General features: G+C 24.9%; 22 protein-coding genes and 1 other RNA gene. 19 read left to right on the top strand and 4 right to left on the bottom strand.

Going from position 1 to position 24714, the window contains the following annotated elements:
- The first annotated feature begins 127 nt into the window (after positions 1-127).
- From typA to BUE91_RS04765, 19 genes are all read left to right on the top strand, one after another.
- Positions 128-1939 carry a translational GTPase TypA gene (gene typA, locus BUE91_RS04855; protein ID WP_073508130.1) on the top strand — a complete coding sequence of 604 codons (1812 nt, stop codon included), beginning with the start codon at positions 128-130 and terminating at the stop codon, positions 1937-1939.
- A 4-nt stretch (positions 1940-1943) separates the two neighbouring features.
- Complete coding sequence (locus tag BUE91_RS04850; RefSeq protein ID WP_073508129.1) at positions 1944-2282, top strand: SdpI family protein; 339 nt, start codon at positions 1944-1946, stop codon at positions 2280-2282.
- A gap of 13 nt (positions 2283-2295) precedes the next feature.
- Positions 2296-3507: a TolC family protein gene (locus BUE91_RS04845; protein WP_074436727.1), complete on the top strand. Its 1212-nt coding sequence runs from the start codon at positions 2296-2298 to the stop codon at positions 3505-3507.
- Entirely contained in the window at positions 3507-4568 is a 1062-nt protein-coding gene (locus tag BUE91_RS04840; RefSeq protein WP_073508127.1) for an efflux RND transporter periplasmic adaptor subunit, read from the top strand. The genes BUE91_RS04845 and BUE91_RS04840 overlap by 1 nt, the downstream gene beginning before the upstream one ends.
- On the top strand, positions 4565-5254 hold the full coding sequence (locus BUE91_RS04835) for an ABC transporter ATP-binding protein (RefSeq protein ID WP_066900910.1): 690 nt from the start codon (positions 4565-4567) through the stop codon (positions 5252-5254). Before BUE91_RS04840 ends, BUE91_RS04835 begins: the two co-directional genes overlap by 4 nt.
- Position 5255: 1 nt before the next feature.
- Positions 5256-6458 carry an ABC transporter permease gene (locus tag BUE91_RS04830; RefSeq protein WP_066900908.1) on the top strand — a complete coding sequence of 401 codons (1203 nt, stop codon included), beginning with the start codon at positions 5256-5258 and terminating at the stop codon, positions 6456-6458.
- 118 nt (positions 6459-6576) lie between these two features.
- An RNA gene (ffs, locus tag BUE91_RS04825) (signal recognition particle sRNA large type) lies at positions 6577-6842 on the top strand.
- A gap of 45 nt (positions 6843-6887) precedes the next feature.
- Positions 6888-8108 carry a GNAT family N-acetyltransferase gene (locus BUE91_RS04820; protein ID WP_066900906.1) on the top strand — a complete coding sequence of 407 codons (1221 nt, stop codon included), beginning with the start codon at positions 6888-6890 and terminating at the stop codon, positions 8106-8108.
- Between the two features lie 2 nt (positions 8109-8110).
- Complete coding sequence (locus BUE91_RS04815) at positions 8111-10282, top strand: peptidase U32 family protein (protein WP_066900904.1); 2172 nt, start codon at positions 8111-8113, stop codon at positions 10280-10282.
- A 124-nt stretch (positions 10283-10406) separates the two neighbouring features.
- Positions 10407-10745 carry a YhbY family RNA-binding protein gene (locus BUE91_RS04810; protein ID WP_073508126.1) on the top strand — a complete coding sequence of 113 codons (339 nt, stop codon included), beginning with the start codon at positions 10407-10409 and terminating at the stop codon, positions 10743-10745.
- Positions 10738-11193: a divergent PAP2 family protein gene (locus tag BUE91_RS04805; RefSeq protein WP_066900963.1), complete on the top strand. Its 456-nt coding sequence runs from the start codon at positions 10738-10740 to the stop codon at positions 11191-11193. The genes BUE91_RS04810 and BUE91_RS04805 overlap by 8 nt, the downstream gene beginning before the upstream one ends.
- Before the next feature lie 2 nt (positions 11194-11195).
- Positions 11196-11927, top strand: a complete 732-nt coding sequence (locus BUE91_RS04800) for a TlyA family RNA methyltransferase (RefSeq protein ID WP_073508125.1) — start codon at positions 11196-11198, stop codon at positions 11925-11927.
- The gene (locus tag BUE91_RS04795; protein ID WP_073508124.1) at positions 11924-13303 is read left to right on the top strand and encodes a S41 family peptidase; all 1380 of its coding nucleotides are present in this window, start codon (positions 11924-11926) and stop codon (positions 13301-13303) included. The genes BUE91_RS04800 and BUE91_RS04795 overlap by 4 nt, the downstream gene beginning before the upstream one ends.
- A gap of 7 nt (positions 13304-13310) precedes the next feature.
- On the top strand, positions 13311-13991 hold the full coding sequence (gene rsmI / locus BUE91_RS04790; protein ID WP_066900898.1) for a 16S rRNA (cytidine(1402)-2'-O)-methyltransferase: 681 nt from the start codon (positions 13311-13313) through the stop codon (positions 13989-13991).
- A complete protein-coding gene (gene ylqF, locus BUE91_RS04785) occupies positions 13975-14871 on the top strand; it encodes a ribosome biogenesis GTPase YlqF (RefSeq protein WP_073508123.1) in 897 nt (298 codons plus the stop codon). Before rsmI ends, ylqF begins: the two co-directional genes overlap by 17 nt.
- A complete protein-coding gene (locus tag BUE91_RS04780; RefSeq protein ID WP_073508122.1) occupies positions 14861-16492 on the top strand; it encodes a DEAD/DEAH box helicase in 1632 nt (543 codons plus the stop codon). Before ylqF ends, BUE91_RS04780 begins: the two co-directional genes overlap by 11 nt.
- A 12-nt stretch (positions 16493-16504) precedes the next feature.
- The gene (ppc, locus tag BUE91_RS04775) at positions 16505-19132 is read left to right on the top strand and encodes a phosphoenolpyruvate carboxylase (RefSeq protein ID WP_073508121.1); all 2628 of its coding nucleotides are present in this window, start codon (positions 16505-16507) and stop codon (positions 19130-19132) included.
- A gap of 8 nt (positions 19133-19140) precedes the next feature.
- Entirely contained in the window at positions 19141-20349 is a 1209-nt protein-coding gene (tyrS, locus tag BUE91_RS04770) for a tyrosine--tRNA ligase (RefSeq protein ID WP_066900891.1), read from the top strand.
- A gap of 10 nt (positions 20350-20359) precedes the next feature.
- Positions 20360-21304 carry an FAD-dependent oxidoreductase gene (locus BUE91_RS04765; protein ID WP_066900889.1) on the top strand — a complete coding sequence of 315 codons (945 nt, stop codon included), beginning with the start codon at positions 20360-20362 and terminating at the stop codon, positions 21302-21304.
- 38 nt (positions 21305-21342) lie between these two features.
- Here the strand turns inward: BUE91_RS04765 and smpB are convergent, their stop codons facing one another.
- The 4 genes from smpB to BUE91_RS04745 are packed head-to-tail and all read right to left on the bottom strand — an operon-like array spanning position 21343 to position 24674.
- Complete coding sequence (smpB, locus tag BUE91_RS04760) at positions 21343-21777, bottom strand: SsrA-binding protein SmpB (protein ID WP_066900887.1); 435 nt, start codon at positions 21775-21777, stop codon at positions 21343-21345.
- Entirely contained in the window at positions 21777-23636 is a 1860-nt protein-coding gene (locus BUE91_RS04755) for a ribonuclease R family protein (protein ID WP_073508120.1), read from the bottom strand. The genes smpB and BUE91_RS04755 overlap by 1 nt, the downstream gene beginning before the upstream one ends.
- On the bottom strand, positions 23637-24206 hold the full coding sequence (yqeK, locus tag BUE91_RS04750) for a bis(5'-nucleosyl)-tetraphosphatase (symmetrical) YqeK (protein ID WP_073508119.1): 570 nt from the start codon (positions 24204-24206) through the stop codon (positions 23637-23639). It lies immediately after the preceding gene.
- Positions 24207-24215: 9 nt separating this feature from the next.
- A complete protein-coding gene (locus BUE91_RS04745; protein ID WP_073508118.1) occupies positions 24216-24674 on the bottom strand; it encodes a hypothetical protein in 459 nt (152 codons plus the stop codon).
- Positions 24675-24714 lie beyond the last annotated feature (40 nt).

Genomic DNA, 24714 nt, shown 5'->3' with positions numbered 1-24714 from the left:
TAAATATCTTGACATTAACATAAATATGGTGTACTATATAAATACAACAATAGTAAATATTGATTATATATACAAAAACAATAAAAAATGCTATAATGTTTGTGAAAAAAAGAGAAAGGTAATATAAATGAAAATAAAAAATATAGCAATTATAGCACATGTAGATCACGGAAAAACAACATTGGTTGATGCTCTGTTAAAACAGTCAGGAACTTTTTCACAACATGAAAAAATACAAGAAAGAGTAATGGATAGTAATGATATAGAAAAAGAAAGAGGAATTACAATATTTTCTAAAAATGCTTCTATTAAATATAATGATTATAAAATTAATATAGTTGATACACCTGGACACTCTGATTTTGGTGGAGAGGTACAAAGAATCTTAAAAATGGTAGATTCAGTTTTACTTTTAGTAGATGCTTTTGAAGGTGTTATGCCTCAAACTAAATATGTTTTAAAACAAGCACTAGAACATGGATTAAATCCCATAGTAGTAATAAATAAAATAGATAGACCAAATTCTGATCCAGAAAATGTTGTAAATATGGTTTTTGATCTATTTGTTGAGCTTGGTGCAAATGATGAACAACTTGATTTTTCAGTTGTTTATACATCAGCTAAATCAGGAATTGCAAAATTAAATTTAAATGAAGAAACAGATAATATGAAAGTATTATTTGATTTAATTATTGATAAAGTTCCACAACCAGATGGAGATTTAAATGAAACATTACAAATGCTTGTTACTAATATAGAATATGATGAATATGTGGGTAAACTTGCAACTGGAAGAGTATATAATGGTAAAATTTCAAGAAATCAAGAAATAGTATTAATAAAAAGAGATGGAACTCAAATTAAATCTAAGATAAGTAGAATTTATGGATATGAAGGTTTAAAAAGAGTAGAATTAGAAAGTGCTGGTGCAGGAGAAATAATAACTGTAGCTGGTATTGAAGGAGTAGATATAGGAGAAACTATTTCAGATAAGGATAATGTAAGAGCCTTACCATTAATAGATATAGATGAACCTACATTATCAATGAATTTTATAGTTAATGATTCTCCTTTTGCTGGAAGAGATGGGAAATTTATTACATCAAGGAATGTACTAGAAAGACTAACAAAAGAAGTAAATCATAATGTAAGTATGAAATTAGAACAGACTAATTCTCCGGATGTATTTTTAGTTAAAGGACGTGGAGAACTTCAACTTTCTATTTTATTAGAAAATATGAGAAGAGAAGGGTATGAAATTCAAGTATCTAAACCAAAAGTAATATTTAAAGATATTGATGGAGTATTATTTGAACCTATTGAGTATACAACTATAGATGTAGCTGATGAATTTGTTGGAGCAGTTATAGAAAAAATAGGAGTTAGAAAAGGTGAAATGGTTAATCTTGTACAAGGTGGAGATGGTTATACAAGACTTGAGTTTAAAGTTCCAGCTAGATGTTTAATAGGATTTAGAAATGAATTTTTAACAGATACAAGAGGAACAGGTATACTTAATCACACTTTCTATGATTATGAAAAATATAAAGGGGATGTACCAAATTTTAGAAAAGGTGCATTAATCTCTATGGAAAATGGTACAACATTTGCATATGCTTTAAATAATTTACAACCAAGAGGTATATTATTTGTTGAACCTGGAGTAGAAGTGTATGAAGGTATGATAGTAGGAGAACATACAAGAGATAATGATTTAGTAGTAAATGCATGTAAAGGTAAAAAATTAACTAATATGAGAGCTGCAGGTTCAGATGATAATGTTAAATTAGCTCCTGCAAGAGTATTTACTTTAGAAATGGCTCTTGAATATATTAATGATGATGAATTAGTTGAAATTACCCCAAATCATATAAGGCTTAGAAAAAAATTATTAACTGAAAACGAGAGAAAGAAGGCTAGAAATAGCATTGAAAGGTGATAAAATGAAATCATTTTTATTAATAAATATATTTTTAACTCCTGCTTTAATGATACTTTTAGGATATTTGTGGACAAGGAGATTTCCTGCAAATGTAAATAAACTATACGGCTATAGGACCAAATGGTCTATGTTGTCGCAAGAAGCATGGACTTTTTCAAATAAGATGTTTTCAAAATTATTTTTTATTTTTGGAATAATCTCATTGATATTTACTGTTATATGCGATAAAAATAATTTTTCATTTTTAATATTTATTCAGATGATATTACTATTTTTACCGATTGTTTTAACAGAAATAATTTTAAGAATATTTTTTGATGATAAAGGTAAAAAGAAATAAAAGGAGAGATTGTATGAAGAAAATGACAATGTTACTTATTATTTATTCGAGTATTGGTATTGCAAATAATGTTGAAAATTTAGTAAAAAAAATAGATTCAACTTATATCTCAAAAGAAAAGAAATTAGAGAAAGAAAAACTTAAAAATAATTTGTTTGATTTTAACAAATTAAATGTGAGTTCATCAATAAATTATACGAAAAATAATAACAATGATTTAATAATAAATAACAATATTAGTCTTGGGTTTATTAACTATAACCTATCTTACAAATTATTAAGTAATCAAGAAATTAGTAGTCATAGTATTAATGCAACTAAAACTATTAATGAATATTTTTATGATAGAATAGGTGAAAATAACACAAAGTACAATATAGCAAAATACAAGTTAAACGAAGAAAAAGAAAAAGAATTATTTGATAAAATTGATTTATTAAAAAAATATTCTTTACAAAAAAAGATAGTAGAATTAAATTATAAAGAAAAAGAAAGAATTGAACAAGATAAAAATAAAATTGAAAAAAGCTATAAACTTGGAATAATTTCTAAATATGATTATGAAGTAGCTAAAAGTAATTTAGAGCTTTCTGAACTAAAATTTAATATAGACAGTAATATATTAGAGGAAATTAAAATATCTATGTTAGATCAAAAAATTGAACTAAAAGATTTGGAATTTAAATATGATTTAGAAAAAGTAAGTGATGATATAATTAAACAATATATTAAAAATAAATATATAGAAATAGAAAAATTACAAATAGCTAAACAAGAATATGATTACACTAAAGACTTTGTTATGAATAGAATACCTTTAATAACACCAACTGTAGGGTATGATATAAAGGCCAAAGTTTTTAATGCGGGTGTAACTGTCTCTAAAAACTTTGAAATTGTAACAAATGAATATGAAGATTCTAGAGAATTAAAAGAAAAAATTCAAAAAAGAAAAGATAATTTAAATATACTTGAACATAAAAAATATATAGAAGAAAAAAATTCGTATAATAATATATTGTTTAAATATATTAGCAATGAAATTAAAGTTAAAAATTTAGAAAAAGAAAAAGAAATTATTGAAAGAAAATTTGAACTTGGGTCTGAAAAATATATTAAACTTTTAGAAAAAAGAAATGAATTACTAAAAGCTAAAATTGATTTAGAAGAAGCAAAAATTGATTTAAATATACAAAATTTTAAATTTAAAAGAGGTGTTAAATAATGAAAAAAATTAGTAGAACTAAGAAAATCATATTTGGAATAGCATTATTAACTTTAGTTGCTTTTGGTTTGAAGATATATTCAAGATCATCAGTAGATTCAAATAGTAGTGTTGCTCAAGTATATGAAGTTAAAAAACAAGATATAGATTTAAATTATGAAGTTACAGGTGAAGTTAATAGTGAAAAAGAAGTGCTAATATTCTCAAATATTCAAGGAAAAGTTAAAAAAGTTAATTTTAGAAAAGGGGATGTAGTAAAAAAAGGGGATGTATTAGTTGAATTAGATTCATCAAGTTTACAAGAAATTAATTCTAATATTAATAAATTGAAAATAAATTTAGCTGCAAAACAAAAAGAATATAATGATGCACTTGAACTATATAAAATAGGAGGAATATCTAAAAATGAAGTTGATAGATTAAGTGATGCAGTAAATATAGCACAGATAGATTTAGATAATGCAGAAAAAAATAGTAGTGATTTTTCAAATAAAGTTGTATCAACTGTTTCAGGAGTAATTACTGAATCTTATGTAGACGAAAATTTAAAAATAGATTTAAGTAAATATTTATTTAAAATAGTAGATGTAGAAAATTTAAGAATACATGCAGAAGTGCCAAATTCTAAATTAAAGAGTATTAAAGAAGGTGCTAAAGTTAATATAACATCAGAATCTTTAGAAGATAGTAAAATTATAAAATCTTCAATAACTGAAATTTCAAAAATTTCAAAGAGAAGTAAACAATTTAATGATGCAGTTACAGATGTTGTAGCTAAAGTTGATTCAAAATCTAATTTAAAACCTGGGGATTCAGTTAAATTAAATATAATACTTGAAAGTATTAAAAATGCTTTAGTAGTTAACTTTTTAGATGTATCTTTTGAAGGTGGGAAAGCTTATGTTTACACTGTAGATGAAAATGGTAAAGTTAAGAGAAATGAAGTAGTCTTAGGTAAAACTAATAATATAGTTTATGAAATTAAATCTGGTATTAAAGAAGGAGAGAGAGTATTAAGCAACACTGATAGAAAATATAAAGAAGGAGATAAAGTACTATGATAGAAATTAAGGATGTTACTAAAGTATATAAAAATGGTAAACTTTCCTTAGAAGTACTTAAAGGCTTAAACTTATCTGTAGCTGAGGGAGAATATGTTGCATTAATGGGTCCTTCTGGTAGTGGAAAGTCAACTTTTTTAAATATTTTAGGTTGCTTAGATAATCTAACTACAGGAACATATATTTTAAATGGTATTGATGTATCTTTAATGAATGAGAATGAACTTTCAACAATAAGAAATGAAAATATAGGATTTGTATTTCAGGCATATAATTTATTGCCTAAACTAACAGCTTTAGAAAATGTAGAATTACCTGCTATGTACAAAGGAACAGATAAAAAAACTAGAATTAAGAAGGCTAAAGAAGCTTTAGAGATAGTTGGTTTAGGTGAAAGAATGAATCATAGACCAGTTGAAATGTCAGGGGGTCAAAAACAAAGAGTTGCTATAGCAAGAGCATTGATTAATGAACCTAAAATAATATTTGCTGATGAGCCTACAGGAAATTTAGATAGTAAATCTGGAGAAGAAATTCTTAAGATTTTTAAGAAATTAAATGACAGTGGGGTTACAATAATAATGGTTACGCATGAAGAAGATGTAGCACAACACACTAAAAGAATAATAAGACTTAGAGATGGTGTTATAAATTCTGATGAAATCGTAAAAGAAAGAAGGGGATAGTATGGAAATGTTTGAATTAATAAAATTATCTCTTAAAAGTTTATATGGTTTCAAAATGAGATCATTTTTAACAACTCTGGGAATTATTGTTGGTATAGGATCAGTTGTAATGATATCTTCAATAGGTTCTGGGTTTCAAAACGGATTATTAAGTGATGTATCTAAAACTTATTCTAAATTAATAAGTGTATCTATAAATCATCAAAAATTAGATAAATTACCCAAAAATAGAAGCTATTATTTCACTGAAAATGATATGTTAATTATGGAAAAATTAAATAACATAGATAAAGTATTTGTTGAAAATAATTTATACGGAATAGATGAAAATGGAAATTACTATTTAGTAAGTGCTTTAGGGAAAAAATCTTTTAATTTGTTAGAACATAAAATTTCAACAGGAAGATCTTTTACAGATGAAGAATTTATTTATGAAAGTAATTTGGCTTTAATAGGGAGAACTAGTGCAATTAACTTATTTGGAAGTGAAAAAAATGCTTTGGGGAAGAAAATATCATTTGATACATTTAACTATGGTACAAATGAAAATTTAACTGTTATTGGTACTTTTATAGAGCCTAATGAAAAAATAAAGAAAACATTTAATGATAATTCTGTTAATGTTATTAAAAATGATAAATATTTTTCAAATGTTGAATTTAAAGAATCTGTAACTGTAAAAGTTAAAGATGAAAAAAATATAAAAAATACAGTAAATCAAATAAAAGAATATTTAAATTCTAAATCTGATAATCTAGATATATATGATGTAAAACAATATTCAGAGGACATTAATAAAGTATCTGATATTTTAAATAAATTATCACTGTTCATATCTTTAGTTGCAAGTATTTCACTTGCAGTTGGAGGTATAGGCGTTATGAATATAATGTTAGTATCAGTAACTGAAAGAATATCAGAAATAGGTCTTAGAAAAGCTATAGGAGCTAAAAATAGAGATATATTGATACAATTTTTAATAGAGTCTGTTATACTTACTTTATTAGGAGGATTAATAGGAGTAATATCAGGATTTACACTAGCATTTTTAATAGGAATTCCATTTAGTATCATACCTATACTAAAACCTGAAATACTTATTTTATCTTTAATAGTATCTATGGGAACAGGATTGATATTTGGAATATATCCAGCTAAAAAAGCTTCTAGATTATCACCTATGGAAGCATTAAGAAGTGAGTAATTTAAAAATAAGAGGATTTCTAATTTTACTTTAGAAATTCTCTTTTTAATATTAGATATGTAATAAAAATTTAATAGCTGTATTGATAAAATTGAAAAAAAATGATATAATAGCTTTACCATACAAGTCGGGGATGTAGCGGGTCCTTGTACCTGAAATCCGCTTTAGCAGGGATGATACCAATTTTGAGGGTAGTTTTGGTGTTCACGCCATATTGGTATTTGATGTTGATAAAATAGTTCTATATTGTAGAAATTCAGTGAATCATGTCAGGTTGGGAACAAAGCAGCATTAAATTGAGATTTCTAGGTTTATAGAGTAGCTGTTTTTGAGTTGATACAATATGAAACCAATGTTGAAATTATTCGATTGATTGGTGTATGGTATTTAGCTAGTTATCTAGCTTTTTTTATTACTTTAGGAGATTTTATGAGAATAAATAGAGTTGATTTTAAAAATTTATATGAGTTTAAAGATATTAAACATGAAGAAAATAATATATATTATGCTATTTCATTTGAACATAGGATATTTGGATATTTAATTTTAAGAAAAGAAGATAAATTAGTTATGGAAGCGATCTATATAAAAAATGAATTTAGAAATAGTGGCTATGGTTCAAAATTGTTGGAATTTGTAATAAATGATTGTATAAATTTAGAACATGACCAATTGGTCGTTAAAAAACATAAGAAGATAGATAATTTTTTAGAAAAAAACGACTTCTTTAAAATAGATGGTGTATATATAAAAATGAATTTAAAAGAGGGGGTAGAAGAATTAAATTCGACAATAAAAGTAAGTAAAATTTCAATTATTATAAACATAATACTGGTTATTTTTAAAATGTTTCTAGGATATAGCTTTAGAATTAATTCATTAATTGCTGACGGTATAAATTCGTTTACAGACTTAATTAATAATATATTAGTATTGGTAGGGGCTAATATAGGAAAGTCTCCTAATGATGATGATCATCCATTTGGACATGGTAAGGTTGAATCTGTATTTAGTTTAATAATAGGTGTTACAATAATTTTTACATCATTTGGAGTGTTAAAAGATGGAATTTTAATGTTAGTAAAAAAAGAGTATTCAGAAATTAACGATAAATTTCATGCTATATTCATAATATCTTTATTATTAGTATTAATTAAAATATTACAATATATTTATGTATATTTAGTATCAAAAAAATATACTAATCCTTTAATAAATGCATTGTTATTAGACTATAATGTAGATATCATGCTATCAAGTTCAGTTGTATTAGGATTATTAACATCTAAATATATTTCATCTAATATAGATGCAATGCTTTCAATAGCTATATCGTTATACTTAATATTGCAAGGATATGCGATAGTTAAGGAAAATACTTTGATATTAATGGATTCACAGGATGAGAATTTGTTATTAAATATAAAATTATTAACATTAGAAGTTAAAGAAATTGAAAATATACATGATATTTATATGACTACAGTAGGTAAAAAGATATATATTATTGCAGATATTAGAGTTAAACCTAATATTACATTAGAAAAAGCTCATGAAATATCAGTTATAGCAGAGAAAAAAATTAAATTTAGATATTCAAATATTAAAAGAGTAATATATCATATGGAACCAACATATGGTGAGGAGTAAATATGAAAATAGTTGGACCAGCAGGTAATTTTGAAAAATTGGATGCAGCGATAAAAGCAGGAGCAGATGAAGTTTTCTTAGGATTAAAAGGTTTTGGTGCAAGAAGAAACAATGATAATTTTGCAATGAAAGAATTATTAGATGGAATAGATTATGCCCATAAAAAGGGAGTTAAGGTTTTACTTGCACTTAATACAATAATGAGAGATATGGAAATTAAATCTGTATACAAAAATTTTAAACCAATCTACGAACATGGAGTTGATGCTGTAATTGTTCAAGATTTTGGGTTAATAAAATTTTTAAAAGCTAATTTTCCAAATTTAGTTTTACATGGAAGTACTCAAATGACAGTAGCTAATCATGTGGAAGCTAATTATTTAAAGGAGATTGGATTATCAAGAGTTGTACTTGCAAGGGAATTATCATTTGAAGAAATAAAGGAAATTAGAGAAAAAACTGATATTGAGCTTGAAGTTTTTGTTTCAGGTTCTATGTGTATTTCATATTCAGGTAATTGTTATGTCTCAAGTTTTATAGGTGGTAGAAGTGGAAATAGAGGTATGTGTGCATATACATGTAGGAAAAAATTTAAAGATGAGGAAGGAAAATTATCATATTTTTTATCACCTAATGATCAATTGTTAGAAGAAATTGAAATAAAGAAATTAAGAGATATAGGGATAAATGCTATAAAAGTAGAAGGTAGAAAAAAACAACCAGAATACATATATGAAACTGTTTCATATTACAGGGATGTATTGAATGGTATTAGTAGAAAAAGTGAGAGTTATAAATTATTTAATAGGGGTTATTCTAAAGGATATTTTTATTTAGATGATAAATTAATGAATCATAAATATTCATCAAATTTTGGATATCTTTTAGGTAGAATAGAAGATAATAATGATATTAAAATACTTGATGATTTAATTTTAGGTGATGGAGTTCAGTATGTAAATCAATATTTCGAAAAAATAGATGGTGTTTATGTAAATAAGATATATAAAAATGGGACTAAAGTTACAAATGCAGAAAAAGGTGACACAATACGTTTGCAAGATATACCTAAAGGTACAAGGTATATATATAAAAATTATTCAAAAGAAATAAATGATAGGATTAATCATAACATTAAAGTTCAAAGAAGATATAAAAAAATAAATGCAAAAGTAGTTGCAAGGTTAAATGAAGAAATATATATTGAATTTTCAACTTTAAATAATTTTAATAAAGAAATTAAAGTATCATTTAAAGGTGAAATCTTAGATTCTATTGCAAATAAAAAAATTACAGAAGAAGATATAATTAATAAACTTTCTGAATTAGGAGACACTGATTTTGAAATAAATTATACAGATATATCATATGATGGAAAAGTATTTATACCTTTTAGTAAAATTAAACAAATAAAAAGAGAATTAGTTGAAAAATTATCGGAGCAATTAATATCTTCATATAAAAATAATGACATAGGATATATAGAATTTAAATATCCTAAAATAGATAAATTAATTAATCCAATTTTTTCAGCTTTATGTAGAACAGATGATCAAGAATATGTATGTAGAAAACTTGGGATAACAAAGATTTATAGAGAAAATTTTGATATTGCAAAACAAAAAAATATTTCAAATTCATTACTTAATCAAAATACAAATCTTGTTTCAAATTTGTATCAATTAATAAAAGGAAAAGAAAATGGAATTAAAAATCAAGCAATAAATTGGAATTTTAATGTTTTTAATAATCTTAGTATTGATGTTTATTCAAATTTTGATAATGTAGACACCGTATTTCTTTCTCCAGAATTAAACTATAAACAACTTAAATTAATAACTAATACTTCGCTTAAAAGAGGATTGGTTATTTATGGTAGTTTAAAAACAATGTATATAGAACATACTATTTATGAAAAAAGATATAAAGAGATACAAGGAGAACATTTCGATAGATATAAAGTTGTTAAAAACGATTTAAATAATATTGAACTTTACCTATATAAACCTATGAATTTAATTCCTAAACTAGATTTAATATATTCATTAAATCTTGATGAATTAAGACTTGATTTTACTTTTGAAAGTAAAGAAGAAGTTGAAAAAATTATTAAATCTTTAAAAACTAAAACTGGGAAATATAATCCATATGCTTTTGATATGGGAGTTAGTTAATAAAATTTGTCCAAAGCATAGTTTTTGGGATTTTTTATTTAAAAAAAAGGAGATATAGTGTTTGGTGAATACTATAAAATATGATATAATAAATAGAAAAAGAAATAAGTTTTGGAGAGAATAAATGAATAGTAAAGAAAGAAATTTTTTAAGAAAAAAGGCACATGGATTAGAACCTGTTGTTAGAGTAGGTAAAGAAGGTTTAACTTATACAGTTATTGAAAGTATTAGAACATATATTAAAAAAAATGAATTAATGAAAGTTAAGTTACTACAAAATAGTTTAGAAGATGTTAATATGGAATTAATAAATGAGATTGAATTAAAAGCTAATTGTATTTTTGTTGGTTCAGTTGGTAAAATAATGATATTTTTTAAAGAAAAAAGAGATAAAAATAAGGTTGGGGAAATAACAAGAGAATTTATTGAGTTTAAAAAAAAGCGGCGTGAAATCAATGAATAATGGATTTATTTTAGGTAATAAAATACTTGATGTTGTATTTATTTCAGCTTTTACTGCACAAATATATAAATGTCTTTCTCCAGTATTTTTTAAAAAAAGAGTAGATTTTACAAGACTATTTTCTACTGGAGGAATGCCGAGTTCACATTCATCTTCTACAGTTTCATTATGTTTTTCTGTTGGAATAGTGAGAGGATTTTCAACATTAGAGTTTGCAATTGCATTTGTTTTTTCGTTAGTAACTATGTATGATGCTACTGGAATAAGACAGGAAGCAGGGAAACATGCAAAAATATTAAATTCAATTATTGAAGAAAAAAGATTTTTATATAAAGAAGAAATTAAGCAACTCAAAGAATTCTTAGGACATACTCCATTAGAAGTATTAGCTGGGGCAATACTTGGTATAGTGATATCATTTTTAATGAAAGGATACTTATTATCATAATTATGAAAAAAAGGTTAGATGTGTTTTTAGTAGAACTTGGATATTTTGATACTAGAGAAAAAGCAAAAAGAGAAATTATGATAGGAAATGTTATTATAAATGATAAAATAGAAACTAAACCTGGAACTCAATTCAAACAAGAAAATATTAAAGATGTCAGAATAAAAAATAAATTAAAGTATGTTAGTCGAGGAGGATTAAAACTTGAAAAGGCTATAATGTATTGGAATTTAGATTTTAAAAACAAAGTTGTTTTAGATATAGGGGCATCTACTGGTGGTTTCACAGATTGTGCATTACAAAATGGTGCAATTAGAGTATTGGCAAATGATGTTGGAACTAATCAATTAGATTATAAATTAAGAACCGATAATAGAGTAGTTTCACTTGAACAAATCCATATTAAAGATCTTGAAATTCAAGAAAAAGTCGATTATATAGTAATAGATGTTTCATTTATTTCTTTGACTAAAGTCATTCCTTTTTTTGAAAAATTTTCAAAGGAAGGAACTCAAATAATTTCTTTAATTAAACCTCAATTTGAGGTTGGTAGAGAAAAAATATCAAAAAATGGAATAGTAGTTGATGAAAAGTATCATGATGAGGCAATTAAAAAAGTAATAGATTCTTTTAAAAAATTTAATTATAAAATATTAGATGTAATTGAATCTCCAATACTTGGAAGTAAGGGAAATAAAGAATTTTTAATTTATACGAAAAGGAGAAATTTATGAAAATAAATAAAAAACATTTATTAACAGTGTTTTTAATAGGTTTATTTGGATGTATAACATATTCTGAAGTTAAGAAAAAAGAAGTTTCAGCTGCACAAAGAGCAAATGCTACAGTAGATTTAAAAAATATAAATAAAATTATTCAAACAATAAATTATATTAATGAAGCATGGGTAGGTTCAGAAGAAGTTGATAAAGACAAACTTTATGAGGCTGCAATTCGTGGAATAGTTAAAAGTTTAAAAGATCCATATTCTGAATATTTGAGTGAAAAAGAAATTACAGAACTTAATCAAGATTTAGATGGAGTTTATGTAGGTGTTGGTATGGCAATAAGAAAAGAAAAAGGTGATTATCTAGAAGTAAGTTCTCCATTTATAGGTGGACCAGCATTTAAAGCTGGGATACAAATAGGAGATATAATTACTAAAATAGATGATGAAGATATTATTGATCTTACATCAATAGAAGCTTCAAAAAAATTAAGAGGGACTGAAAGCACTAAAGTTAAACTTGAAGTTTATAGACGTGGTCTTAAAAAACCACTTAAAATTACATTAACAAGAGCAAAAATTAAACTTGATAATGTTGAGTATAAAATGTATGACAATGAAAATAAAATAGGATATATATCATTATTACAATTTGGAAGTACTGTTGGTGAAGAAATAAAACAAGCTTTGATAGAGTTAAATAAGCAAGGTATGAAAAAATTAATCTTTGATTTAAGAACTAATCCTGGAGGATCTCTTTCAGAAGCAGTGGAAATAGTTTCATTATTTGTTCCAAATGATTTAATAGTTTCTTTAAAAAATAAATCAGGTATAGATAAACAGTATACAAGAGTTGGAGAACAAATATTTAAAGGAGAAATGGTTGTACTTGTAAATAAAGGCTCTGCATCTGCTTCTGAGATTGTTACAGGGGCATTAAAAGATTATGAAAGAGCTACAATAATAGGTGAAACAACATATGGTAAGGGTGTAGTTCAGGTAATATATCCATTTAAAAATGAAAATGATGCATTAAAATTAACAATAGCTGAATATTCTACTCCTAAAAATAATAATATTAATAAACATGGTATAGAACCAAATATATATATTAAAATGAATCCTTTATTAGCTGATAAAGGTTATACAACAGAAACAAAAGAAGCAAAGGAAAATAGAAAAAAGGAAATTGTTAAATTATTAGAGGAAATAGAAGGTAAAGAAAAAGCTGCTGAAATAATTAAAGAAGGTGATAGACAATTTAATGCTGCAGTAAAACTTTTATTAGGAGAAAAAGTTGTGTCTGATAAAAAAGAAAATGATAAATCAGATAGAAAAACAAAAAAAGATCAAATATTAGAAGAAAATAATAAAAAGAAATAGAGGATTTATGTTATATATAGTAGGAACACCTATAGGTAATTTAGAAGATATAACCTTTAGAGCAGTTAGAACTTTAAAAGAAGTTGAATATATTTTTGCAGAAGATACAAGAATAACAAAAAGATTGTTAAATCACTATGAAATTGATACTAAGGTTTACCAATATCATGAACATAATAAGCAATTCCAAATTGAAAATATAATTAAACTTTTAAAAGATGATAAAAATGTAGCAATAGTTACTGATGCTGGTATGCCTTGTATATCAGATCCTGGATATGAATTGGTAGATGCGGCGTTAAAAGAAAATATTAAAGTAACTGCAATTCCTGGTCCATCATCAATTACTACAGGTGCTTCAATAGCAGGTATAGATACAAGACGTATGGCATATGAAGGTTTTTTGCCTAAAAAGAAAGGTAGACAGACTTTATTTTTAAAACTTCAAAAAGAAGAAAGAGCTATTATTATTCTTGAATCTCCAAATAGAATTGTTAAGACTTTAAAGGATATACAAACATATTTAGGGGATAGATATGTAGTAATAACTCGTGAATTAACAAAAATTTACGAAGAAATTTTAAGAGGTAAAACTAGCGAGTTAATAGAGAAATTAGAAAAAAGAAATATAAAAGGTGAAATAGTACTTTTTATAGCAAGTGGAGAAGAAAATGAGTGTGATGATTAACTGGTATCCCGGTCATATGAAAAAAACTAAAGAAATGATAGTTGAAAATTTAAAAATCGTAGATTTAGTTATTGAAATATTAGATGCTAGAATACCAATCTCAAGTAAAAATCCAGATATAGAGTATTTAGCTAAAAATAAGTTAAGAGTAGTTGCATTAAATAAAACGGATTTAGTTGATGAAACTAAATTAAAAGAATGGGAAAAATATTTTATTGAAAATAAAATATCACATCATTTTTTAGCTATAAGTGTTGAAAAAAACAAAAATTTTAATGAACTTAGAAAAATAGTCAATAGTATATATGATGAAAAACTTGAAAAAATGAAGAAAAAAGGATTAAGAAAGACTGTTGTTAGAGCAATGATAGTCGGTATTCCTAATGTGGGTAAATCTAAGTTTATTAATAAATTTTCAAACAAAAATAAAGCAAAAGTTGGAAATAAACCTGGATTTACAAGAGGAAAACAATGGATAACTGTTGATGATAAATTTGAATTATTAGATACACCAGGAGTTTTATGGCCTAAGTTTGAAGATAATATTATATCTTTTAACTTAGCAATAACAGGATCTATTAGAGATGATATACTTCCATTAGAAGAAGTTTCAAATAAATTATTGGATATTATGAAAGGACAAGATATAATTGACAATTTAGTAAATTCATATAATTTAGATGAAAAGACTTTATTTAATAAAACAAATGTTGAAATATTTGGGTTATTAGAAAAAAGGTTAGGTATATATAAAAGTGAAAGCTTTAGTTATGAGTTAATCTCAAGAAGATTACTCAAGGATTATAGGATAGGTAAGTTAGGAAAGTTTCTATTAGAATATCCTAAAGATTTTAAGAAAGAAGGTACGAATGAATTTTAAAGATTACAATTTAAGTAATGAAATGTTAGAAGCATTAGAAAAAAAGGGGTTTGTTTCACCAAGTGAAATACAAGCATTAGTTATTCCAGAATTATTAAAGGAGGAGACTCATTTAATAGGTCAAGCTCAAACAGGTACAGGTAAAACTGCTGCATTTTCAATACCAATATTGGAGAATATAATACCAACAAAAAAGGTTAAAGCGTTAATACTTGCACCTACAAGAGAATTAGCAAATCAAGTTAGTGATGAGATATATTCACTAAAGGGTAAAAAAGATGTTAAAGTATTAGCTGTATACGGTGGAGCTTCGATTGAAAACCAAATTAGAAATTTAAAAAAAGGTGTTGATATTGTTGTAGGTACACCTGGGCGTGTTATTGATATGATTAATAAAGGTGCTTTAAAATTAAATGAATTAGAATATTTTGTATTAGATGAAGCAGATGAAATGTTAAATATGGGATTTATTGAAGATATAGAATTAATATTAGAAAGAACAAATGAAGATAAAAAAATGCTATTTTTCTCTGCAACTATACCAAAGCCTATACTTGCTATTGCTAAGAGATTTATGCCTGAACATAAGATATTAAAAGTTCAAAAAAAGGAGTTAACAACACATTTAACTGAACAAATATATTTCGAAGTAAGAAGAGAAGATAAATTTGAAGCTTTATGTAGAGTTTTAGATTATAAACCAGATTTTTATGGAATAGTATTTTGTAGAACAAAATCAGAAGTTGATGAAGTTACTAATAAATTAAAATCAAGAAATTATGATGCAGAAGCAATACATGGAGATATAACTCAAGGTTTAAGAGAAAAAACATTAGATTTATTTAAAAATAAAGTATTAAATATCTTAGTTGCTACAGATGTTGCAGCACGTGGAATAGATGTAAGTAACTTAACACATGTTATTAATTATTCTATACCACAAGAATCAGATTCTTATGTTCATAGAATAGGTAGAACAGGTAGAGCTGGAAATAAAGGTATTGCGATTACATTTGTAACACCTCAAGAATCAAGAAAATTAGCACAAATAAAAAGAGAAACTAAATCTGATATAAAGAAAGAAAATATACCAAATGTTGAAGATATTATTAATGCAAAAGAAGAATTATTAATTGCATCTGTAGAAGAAATAATGTTAGAAAATGATTATAAATTATACTTAGATTTAGCTAATAAGTTATTAAAAGGTAAAAATACTGAAGCAGCAGTAGCTTCTTTATTAAGACATATATATGATGATGAATTTATACCTGAAAGTTATAGTAAAATAAGAAATGTACAAGTTCAACTCAAAGATAATACAAGATTATTTATAGCCCTTGGTGAAAAAGATGGATTAAATGTAAATAAATTATTAAAACTTATACATGAAAAAACAAAAGTACCAGGTAGAAAGATTAAAGATGTAAAAGTTATGCCAAATTTCTCATTTATTACAGTACCATTAGACGAAGCAGAGATAATAATGAAAATATTTAATAAAAATACTTCAAAAAATAATAAACCTATGGTTGAAGTTGCTAATTCTGATAAATCTGGAAATGGATCAAATAAAAAAAGTAGATCAAAGAATGGAGATAGCAAGAAAAAAAGAAAATAATGTGAGGTTACAATGGATTCAATTATATTAAAACCAGATAATGAAATAAAGTTAAATAAAGAATGGATAAACAAAGAGATTAATATTATAAAAAATATTTTATCAGAAATAGAACCTAATATAGATATAGATTCTATTTTAGATAATGAAAAACATTTTAAAAATATTGAAAAAATAGAACCTAATGTTGTAAGACTTTTAACTCTATTACCACTTTTAATAAATATAGTTGAAGATGTGTATCAATCCAAAATATTAAAATACAATACTATAACTAAGAATTATACAGAAGGTATGTTAGATAATTTGAATTTAGTTAATATAAATAAAGAAAATTTAATGGAAGTATTTTCAAATATTAGGATTGTCCCTGTTTTAACAGCACATCCAACTCAAGTGCAAAGAAAATCTATTTTAGATTTAACACAAAATATATATGATATATTAGAAAAAAGAGAATTAGTTGAGCATAATTTATTAGATGAAAATGAATGGATGAATGAATTAAGAAAAAATATTAATTTGTTATGGAGAACAGATATACTAAGAAGTTCTAAATTAAGAGTAAGTAATGAAATTACAAATTCACTAAGTTACTATAATTCAACATTCTTAAAGGCTATTCCTAAAATTAATATTAAGTTTAAGGAACTTGCTAAAAAAATAGGAATATTTTCTAATTCATATACCCCTATATTAATGGGAACATGGATAGGTGGAGATAGAGATGGCAATCCATTTGTTACTGAAGAAACACTTTTAAATGCAACTTATTCACAGGTTGAAACTGCACTAGAATTCTATATTTCTGAATTAAAAATACTATATAGAGAATTTTCTATTTCTAGTTTAAAAAATGAATATAGTGATGAATTAAAAGAACTTGTTAAACTTTCAAAAGATAGTTCAGAGCATAGAATATATGAACCATATAGGTTGGCTATTTCATATATTATAGATAATTTACAAGAAGTAAAAATTAAATTATTAGAAGAAAAGCTGGAATTACCATATGATTCATATTATAATTCAAAAGAATTATTGAAAGATTTATTAATTATAAGAAAATCAGTAGAGGTTTATAGTGATGAAATACTTGCATATGGTAGACTTGATGAATTGATTGAGGCAGTAAAAGTATTTGGATACCATTTATCATCTATAGATTTAAGACAAGATTCAAGTGTATATGAATGTTGTATAAATGAATTATTAAATATAGCAAAGATAACTGATAATTATTCAAATTTAACAGAAGAAGAAAAATGTAATATATTGATAAATCAAATAGAAAATGAACCAAGAAAATTAAGTTCTGTAAATTGTAAAAAATCTGAGATATTAGAAAAAGAATTAAAGATATTTGACACTATGAAAAAATTAATAAATATTTTTGGAAAAGATATAATTAAACAAAATATTATTTCTCATACAGTTGAAATATCAGATATGTTAGAGCTTGTACTTTTATTAAAAGAATTTGATTTAGAAAAAAAAGTAAATATTTCGCCATTATTTGAGAGCATAGAAGATTTAAAAAACTCTGAAAAAATAATGGAAACTTGGTTTGAAATTGATATATTAAATAACAATGGTAGTCAAGAAATAATGTTAGGCTATTCAGATAGTAATAAAGATGGGGGATATATAACATCAAGTTGGCATTTATATAAAGCTCAAAAAGAATTAGTACGATTAGCAAAAAAATATAATGTTAAACTTAATTTTTTCCATGGACGTGGAGGAACAGTCGGTCGTGGAGGTGGACCTAGTTATGAAGCTATACTTTCACAACCTAGTGGATCTATTCTTGGTAAAATAAGACTTACTGAGCAAGGAGAAGTAATAGGAGCAAAATACGGTAATTTAGATTTAGGTAAATTCAACTTAGAAGCATTATTGTCTGCTACTTTGGAAAAATCATTAAAAGATGAATCTAAAGATATAGAAGAATATGAAAATATCATGGAGCAAATATCAAATATTAGTTATAAAAAATATAGAAATTTAGTTTATGAAACTGAAGGATTTTCTGAATACTTCTTTGAATCTACTCCAATAAATGAAGTTTCTTCATTAAATATTGGTTCTAGACCTTCTTCAAGAAAGAAAACTTTAGATATTGAGGGATTAAGAGCTATTCCGTGGGTATTTTCTTGGTCACAAACAAGAGTTATGCTTCCAGGCTGGTATGGAGTAGGTACATCATTTAGTAATTGGATTAAAGAAAACGATGGGTTAAAAACTTTAAAATCAATGTATAAAAATTGGCCGTTTTTTAAAGCTTTACTTTCTAATTTAGAAATGGTTCTTTCTAAAACGGATATGAGCATAGCTAAAGAATATTCAAGTCTTGTTAAAAATAAAGAGTTAGCAAACAAAATATTTAATATGATCAATGATGAATGGATTTTAACTTTTAATTTACTAAAAGAAATTACTGAAATTAATTATTTATTAGAAGATAATGAAATGCTTACACTAAGTTTAAAGAATAGATTACCTTACTTTAATGCATTAAATTATTTACAAATCGAATTAATAAAGCAAGGAAGATCTGGGAATAATACAGAAGAAATAAATAAAGCTATACATACCAGCATTAATGGAATTGCAACAGGACTTAGAAATAGTGGATAGGAGTAATTATGTCGGAATTAGAAATAAAAAAAGAAGTAGAAAGACAATTCAAAATACTTAAAAGAGGCTGTGAAGAAATAATAAGTGAAGAAGAATTTAAGAAGAAATTAGAAAATTCAATTAAAAATAATAAACCTTTGAAAGTTAAACTTGGAATAGATCCAACTGGTTCAGAACTACATATAGGTCATGCTATACCTATTAGAAAATTAAAACAATTTCAAGATTTAGGACATGAAGTAAATTTCTTAATTGGAACATTTACAGCTAGAATAGGAGATCCAACAGGTAAATCTGAAACTAGAAAAATGTTAAGTTTTGAAACTATAAAAGAAAATATTAGAACATATTTAGAACAAGTTAAATTAATATTAAATCTTGATAAAATAAAGGTTGTATATAATCATGAATGGTTAGAAAAATTAACATTAGAAGAGGTTTTAAAGCTTTTATCAATGTTCACAGTTTCACAAATGATACAAAGGGAAGATTTTTCTAAGAGATTATCAAATAATCAACCTGTATCTTTAATTGAATTTACTTACCCTATATTACAAGGATATGATTCAGTTGCTTTAGAAGCAGATGTTGAATTAGGTGCAACAGAACAAAAATTTAATTTACTAAGAGGTAGAGACTTACAAAAAAATTTCAATCAAGAACAACAAATTTGTATGATAATGCCTATATTAGTTGGATTAGATGGAGTAGAAAAAATGTCTAAATCATTAGGTAATTATATCTCTATACAAGATAGTCCTAATGATATGTTCGGTAAAATTATGTCAATTTCTGATGAATTAATGTTAAATTATTATGAAATGATTACAGATTTAGAATTAGATGATATAAAAGAGATGCTTAAAACACAACATCCAATGGAATGTAAAAAAAGATTAGGATATGAATTAGTAAAAGAATATTATGGTGAACAAATAGCTCATGAATCTAAACTTTGGTTTGAGAACGTATTTAGTAATAGAAACTTAAATGTTGAATTGCCAGAAATCAAATTGATTGAAAACGAACTATCTGCATTAGAATTACTATCTAAAATTAATTTCATTTCATCAAATAGTGAGGGTAGAAGACTTATAGAGCAAGGAGCTATGAAGGTTAATGATTTTACAATAAAAGATATTAATGAAATAGTTAATTTGAAAGAAGAAACTATAGTCCGTTGTGGTAAGAAAAAAATAGTTAAAATTATAAAATAATGGAGGAAAAATGAGTAAAATTTTAAAATTTGACGAAACAATTATTTACGATACTATTATTGTGGGTGCAGGTCCAGCCGCAGTTTCAGCAGCTATATATGCAGTAAGAAAAGGATTAAAAACTGCTATGATAGGAGAAGATATAGGTGGACAAATTTTAGATACAAATGAAATAGAAAATATTATCGGGGTTCCTTTAACAAATGGTTTTGATTATGCAACAGAATTAGAAAAACATATGGCTGAATATGAAGTTTATTTCTATAAAGGACATAGAGTAAAAGAAATTATCAATGATAATAATCTAAAAAAGGTTATTACAGATGACAATAAAGAAGTATTAACTAAGACTATAATAATAGCAACAGGAGCTAAATGGAGACAACTTGGTATACCTGGAGAAAAAGAATATACAGGTAGAGGAGTTCATTATTGTTCAACTTGTGATGGACCATTCTATAGAAATAAAGATGTAATTATTGTTGGTGGTGGAAATTCAGGAGTAGAGGCTACTATAGAAATTTCTAATATAGCTAAAAGTGTTGTATTAGTAGAGTATATGGATGAATTAAAAGCAGATAAAGTTTTACAAGATAGATTATCTACTTTAGAAAATGTAAAAATATATTTATCAACAGCAGTAACAGAAATTATTGGAAATGATTATGCAGAAGCTGCTAAGTTAAGAAATAGAAATAATTCAGATGAATTTGAATTAAAAATTGATGGGTTATTTGTAGAAATAGGATTGAGTGCAAACTCAGATTTAGTAAAAGATATTGTTGAAACTAATAAAGCTGGTGAAATATTGATAGATGAAATGAACATGACTTCAATTCCAGGTATTTTTGCTGCAGGTGATTGTACTAATACAAAACATAAGCAAATAATAATAGCTATGGGAGAAGGAGCAAAAGCTGCTTTAAGTGCATTTGAGTATGTAATTAAGAATTAAAAAATAAAGGTATTGTATTTAATACAATACCTTTTTATTTAGAAATTTTTCCTTATATCTCTTGATATATCACGTTGTTTGATACTTTCACGTTTGTCATAATTCTTTTTACCACGAGCAGTAGCTATTTTAACCTTAATTAAACCTTCATGATTAAATACAAGTAATGGAACTATAGTGTATCCTTGTTCTTTAACCTTTTCAGCTAATTTTTTTATTTCTCTTTTATTTAATAATAACTTTCTTACTCTAGTTTCATTCACATTATATATATTTCCAAAAGCATATTGTGAAACGAACATTCCAAGTATCCAAACTTCATTTTTTATTATTCTAACAAAACTTTCTTTTATGCTAACCTTACCAAGTTTAATTGATTTAACTTCAGTTCCTTTTAATTCAATTCCAGCAACATATTCATTTTCGATAAAGTAATCAAAATAAGCTTTTTTATTATTTGCTAAAATTTTCATTATAATACCTCCGAAATAATTTCTATTCTTTCATAGTCTAATTTAATAATTTTAATTTTCATTTTATCACCAATATTAAACTTATTACCTTTATTATCTATTAAAAGATTGTTATCTATAATGTATTTATCACTAATATTGTCATAAAATACAGTTTCTATTAAATTATCTAACTGAAAGAATAACTTACCTCTAATTATACCCGATATTCTTGCCTCAAATACTTCATTTAAATGTTTTTTCATATAATCTAATAATTTTAATTTAATAGAATCTTTTTCTAACTTTTCAGCAATTCTTTCTGTTTTAGATATATGCTCAGCTATCATTTTATATTCTTCTTTTTTAATATCAATGTATTTAGTTGATAATTTTTTATTAGTCAATGTAAAGTGTAGCATTCTATGTACTATTAAATCAGAATATCTTCTTATCGGTGATGTGAAGTGTAGATAATTATCTAATGCTAAACCAAAATGTCCTTTATTTTCATTCATATATTTGGCTCTTTTCATAGCTTGAAGTATAGTTTTATGAATTAGATATGAATTTTCATCGTTAAAACTTTTATCTATTATTTTAGATACTTTACCAGGATGTATATCAGTTATATTATTAATATTATATCCTAATATATTAAGTTTTTGATTTAAGTTTCTTAAAACATCAATTTCAGGGGCTTCATGTATTCTATAAATAGCAGGGCTATTTTGCCAATATAGATATTCAGCAACAGCTTCATTTGCAGCTACCATAAAATCTTCTATTAATTCTTGAGATAGACCTGATATTCTTTTAGAAATTTCTTCTATTTCGCCATTTTCATTAAGTATTAATTTTATTTCAGGAATATTGAAGTTAATCATTCCTTTTTGATTTTTTTGTTTTCTTAATATTTTAGAAAGTTCTAACATATCCCATAACATAGGAAAAGTCTTATTATTATTCTCAAACATTTCATTTACTTCATTATAATTTAGCCTATGATGAGATTTAATAACAGATTTAAAGAAGTCGCTTTCAATTAGTTTACCATTTAAATCATATTTAATTTTCACTGTAAAAGTCAATTTATCTTCATCAGGATTTAATGAACATAAATTATTTGACAATTTTTTTGGTAACATAGGTATAACCTGTTCTGCTAAATATATGCTATTACCTCTTTTTGCTGCCTCTAAATCGATTTTTGAATATTCCTTAACAAAGTATGAAACATCAGCTATACTTACATATAGAGTGTAGTAATTACCTTCTTTTTCAAGATAAATAGCATCATCTAAATCTTTTGCAGTTATATCATCTATCGTAATAGTATTTTGAGTACGTAAATCTATTCTATATTTTAGTTCTTCATCTATATTAGGTCTTTTAATTTCTATAGCCTCTTTTTTTATATCAGAAGAAAAACCTCTAGGAATATTAGAAGAGTAGAGTAGAGAATTTAATATATCATTTGAATTATTAATATTTCCAAAATTATTAATAATGTTAACTTTAATATCGTCTTTATTTAATGTATTATAATTAATATTAAAGCTTAATATATCGCCATTTTTAATTTTTATACTATTAGTAGAAGCTGTTACGATTAAATCACTTCTATTTAATCTAATTATATATTTATTTCTTTTACATAATATAACGTGACCAAAATATGGTTTATCTTGTCTTTTTATTATTTCATTAACCTTACCTATAAGTTTTTCATCATCTATTATCTCAACCATTACAGTATCACCATCAAAAGCATTGTTAAAATTTAAATCTCTAATTAAAACTTTTTCATTATTTTCAGTATACGCAAAAGCAATTCTTTTGTTTTTACATATAAACTTACTTTCAAAAATTTTATTCATTTATTCACCTTTTTTTATTAATTTATTTCTTAATAAAATAGTATTTGGATGTATAATCATGTTTTTATTAATTAAATAATGTAATTTGAAATTAATCTCCATAAGTATAGCAGAATCTAAATCTTTAAGTGCCTCTTTTCTAATAAGGTCAACGTTAGGATAATTTCTACCATCTTCAATTGCATCAGCAATATATACTATTTTATCAACTAAAGTCATATCTTCACGACCTATAGTATGATATCTTAAAGAATCAAGTATTAATTTATCCGTAATATTGAATCTTTTTTGAGCATAAGAAGCAGCAGCAAAACCATGTAATATTTGATTAATTTTAAATCCATTTTCAAAAATATTTTTATATTCATCTTCAATAATAGAGTAGGCTTTTTCATCATCAAAATATTTAGCTATATCATGCAATAAAGCACCAACCTCTACAATATCAGTTGGTGCATTATATCTTTTTGCAAGTTCTACAGCTTTATTTCTAACTCTTACAATGTGATTGTATCTTTTTTCAGTTACTAATCTTTTCAATTCTTCATGAATTTCATCTAAGTTATACATAAACTCTCCTTAATTTGCATCTATTTCCACATTTATTTCATGGTAATTTTTAAAATTTTCCTTAAGAGTATATTTGACTGAATTAATAAAAGTTTGTATAGATTCGCTATTTAATTTACTAAAATAATTGTTTATTTTTATTATTAATATACTTTTCCCTTCATATTTAAGTGAATATGCAGCTAGAAATTTATAGTTATCATTTAATTTATAGAAACTAGAATTCTTAATTATTGCATTAACATAATCACCTTCATCAACAACATTAAAATCAGCTTCAACCTCTAAATGTTTGTATTCTTTAGTTTTTTTATCATACATGTAAATATCTAGATATTTTGTTTCACCATTCATACTATTTTCACTTGAAAGAATAGGATTATTAATCTTGTAATTTACATATACATATGAAATAATACTAAAAATAGATAAACTTAATAGTATAATTAATAATTTATTTTTTCTCATACATTACTCCTCAAAATTTTATCTTATTGCATCAGCTATA

Source organism: Streptobacillus notomytis (genome assembly GCF_001902585.1).
GTDB lineage: Bacteria > Fusobacteriota > Fusobacteriia > Fusobacteriales > Leptotrichiaceae > Streptobacillus > Streptobacillus notomytis.
This window is presented reverse-complemented; position numbering and strand designations above follow the sequence as displayed.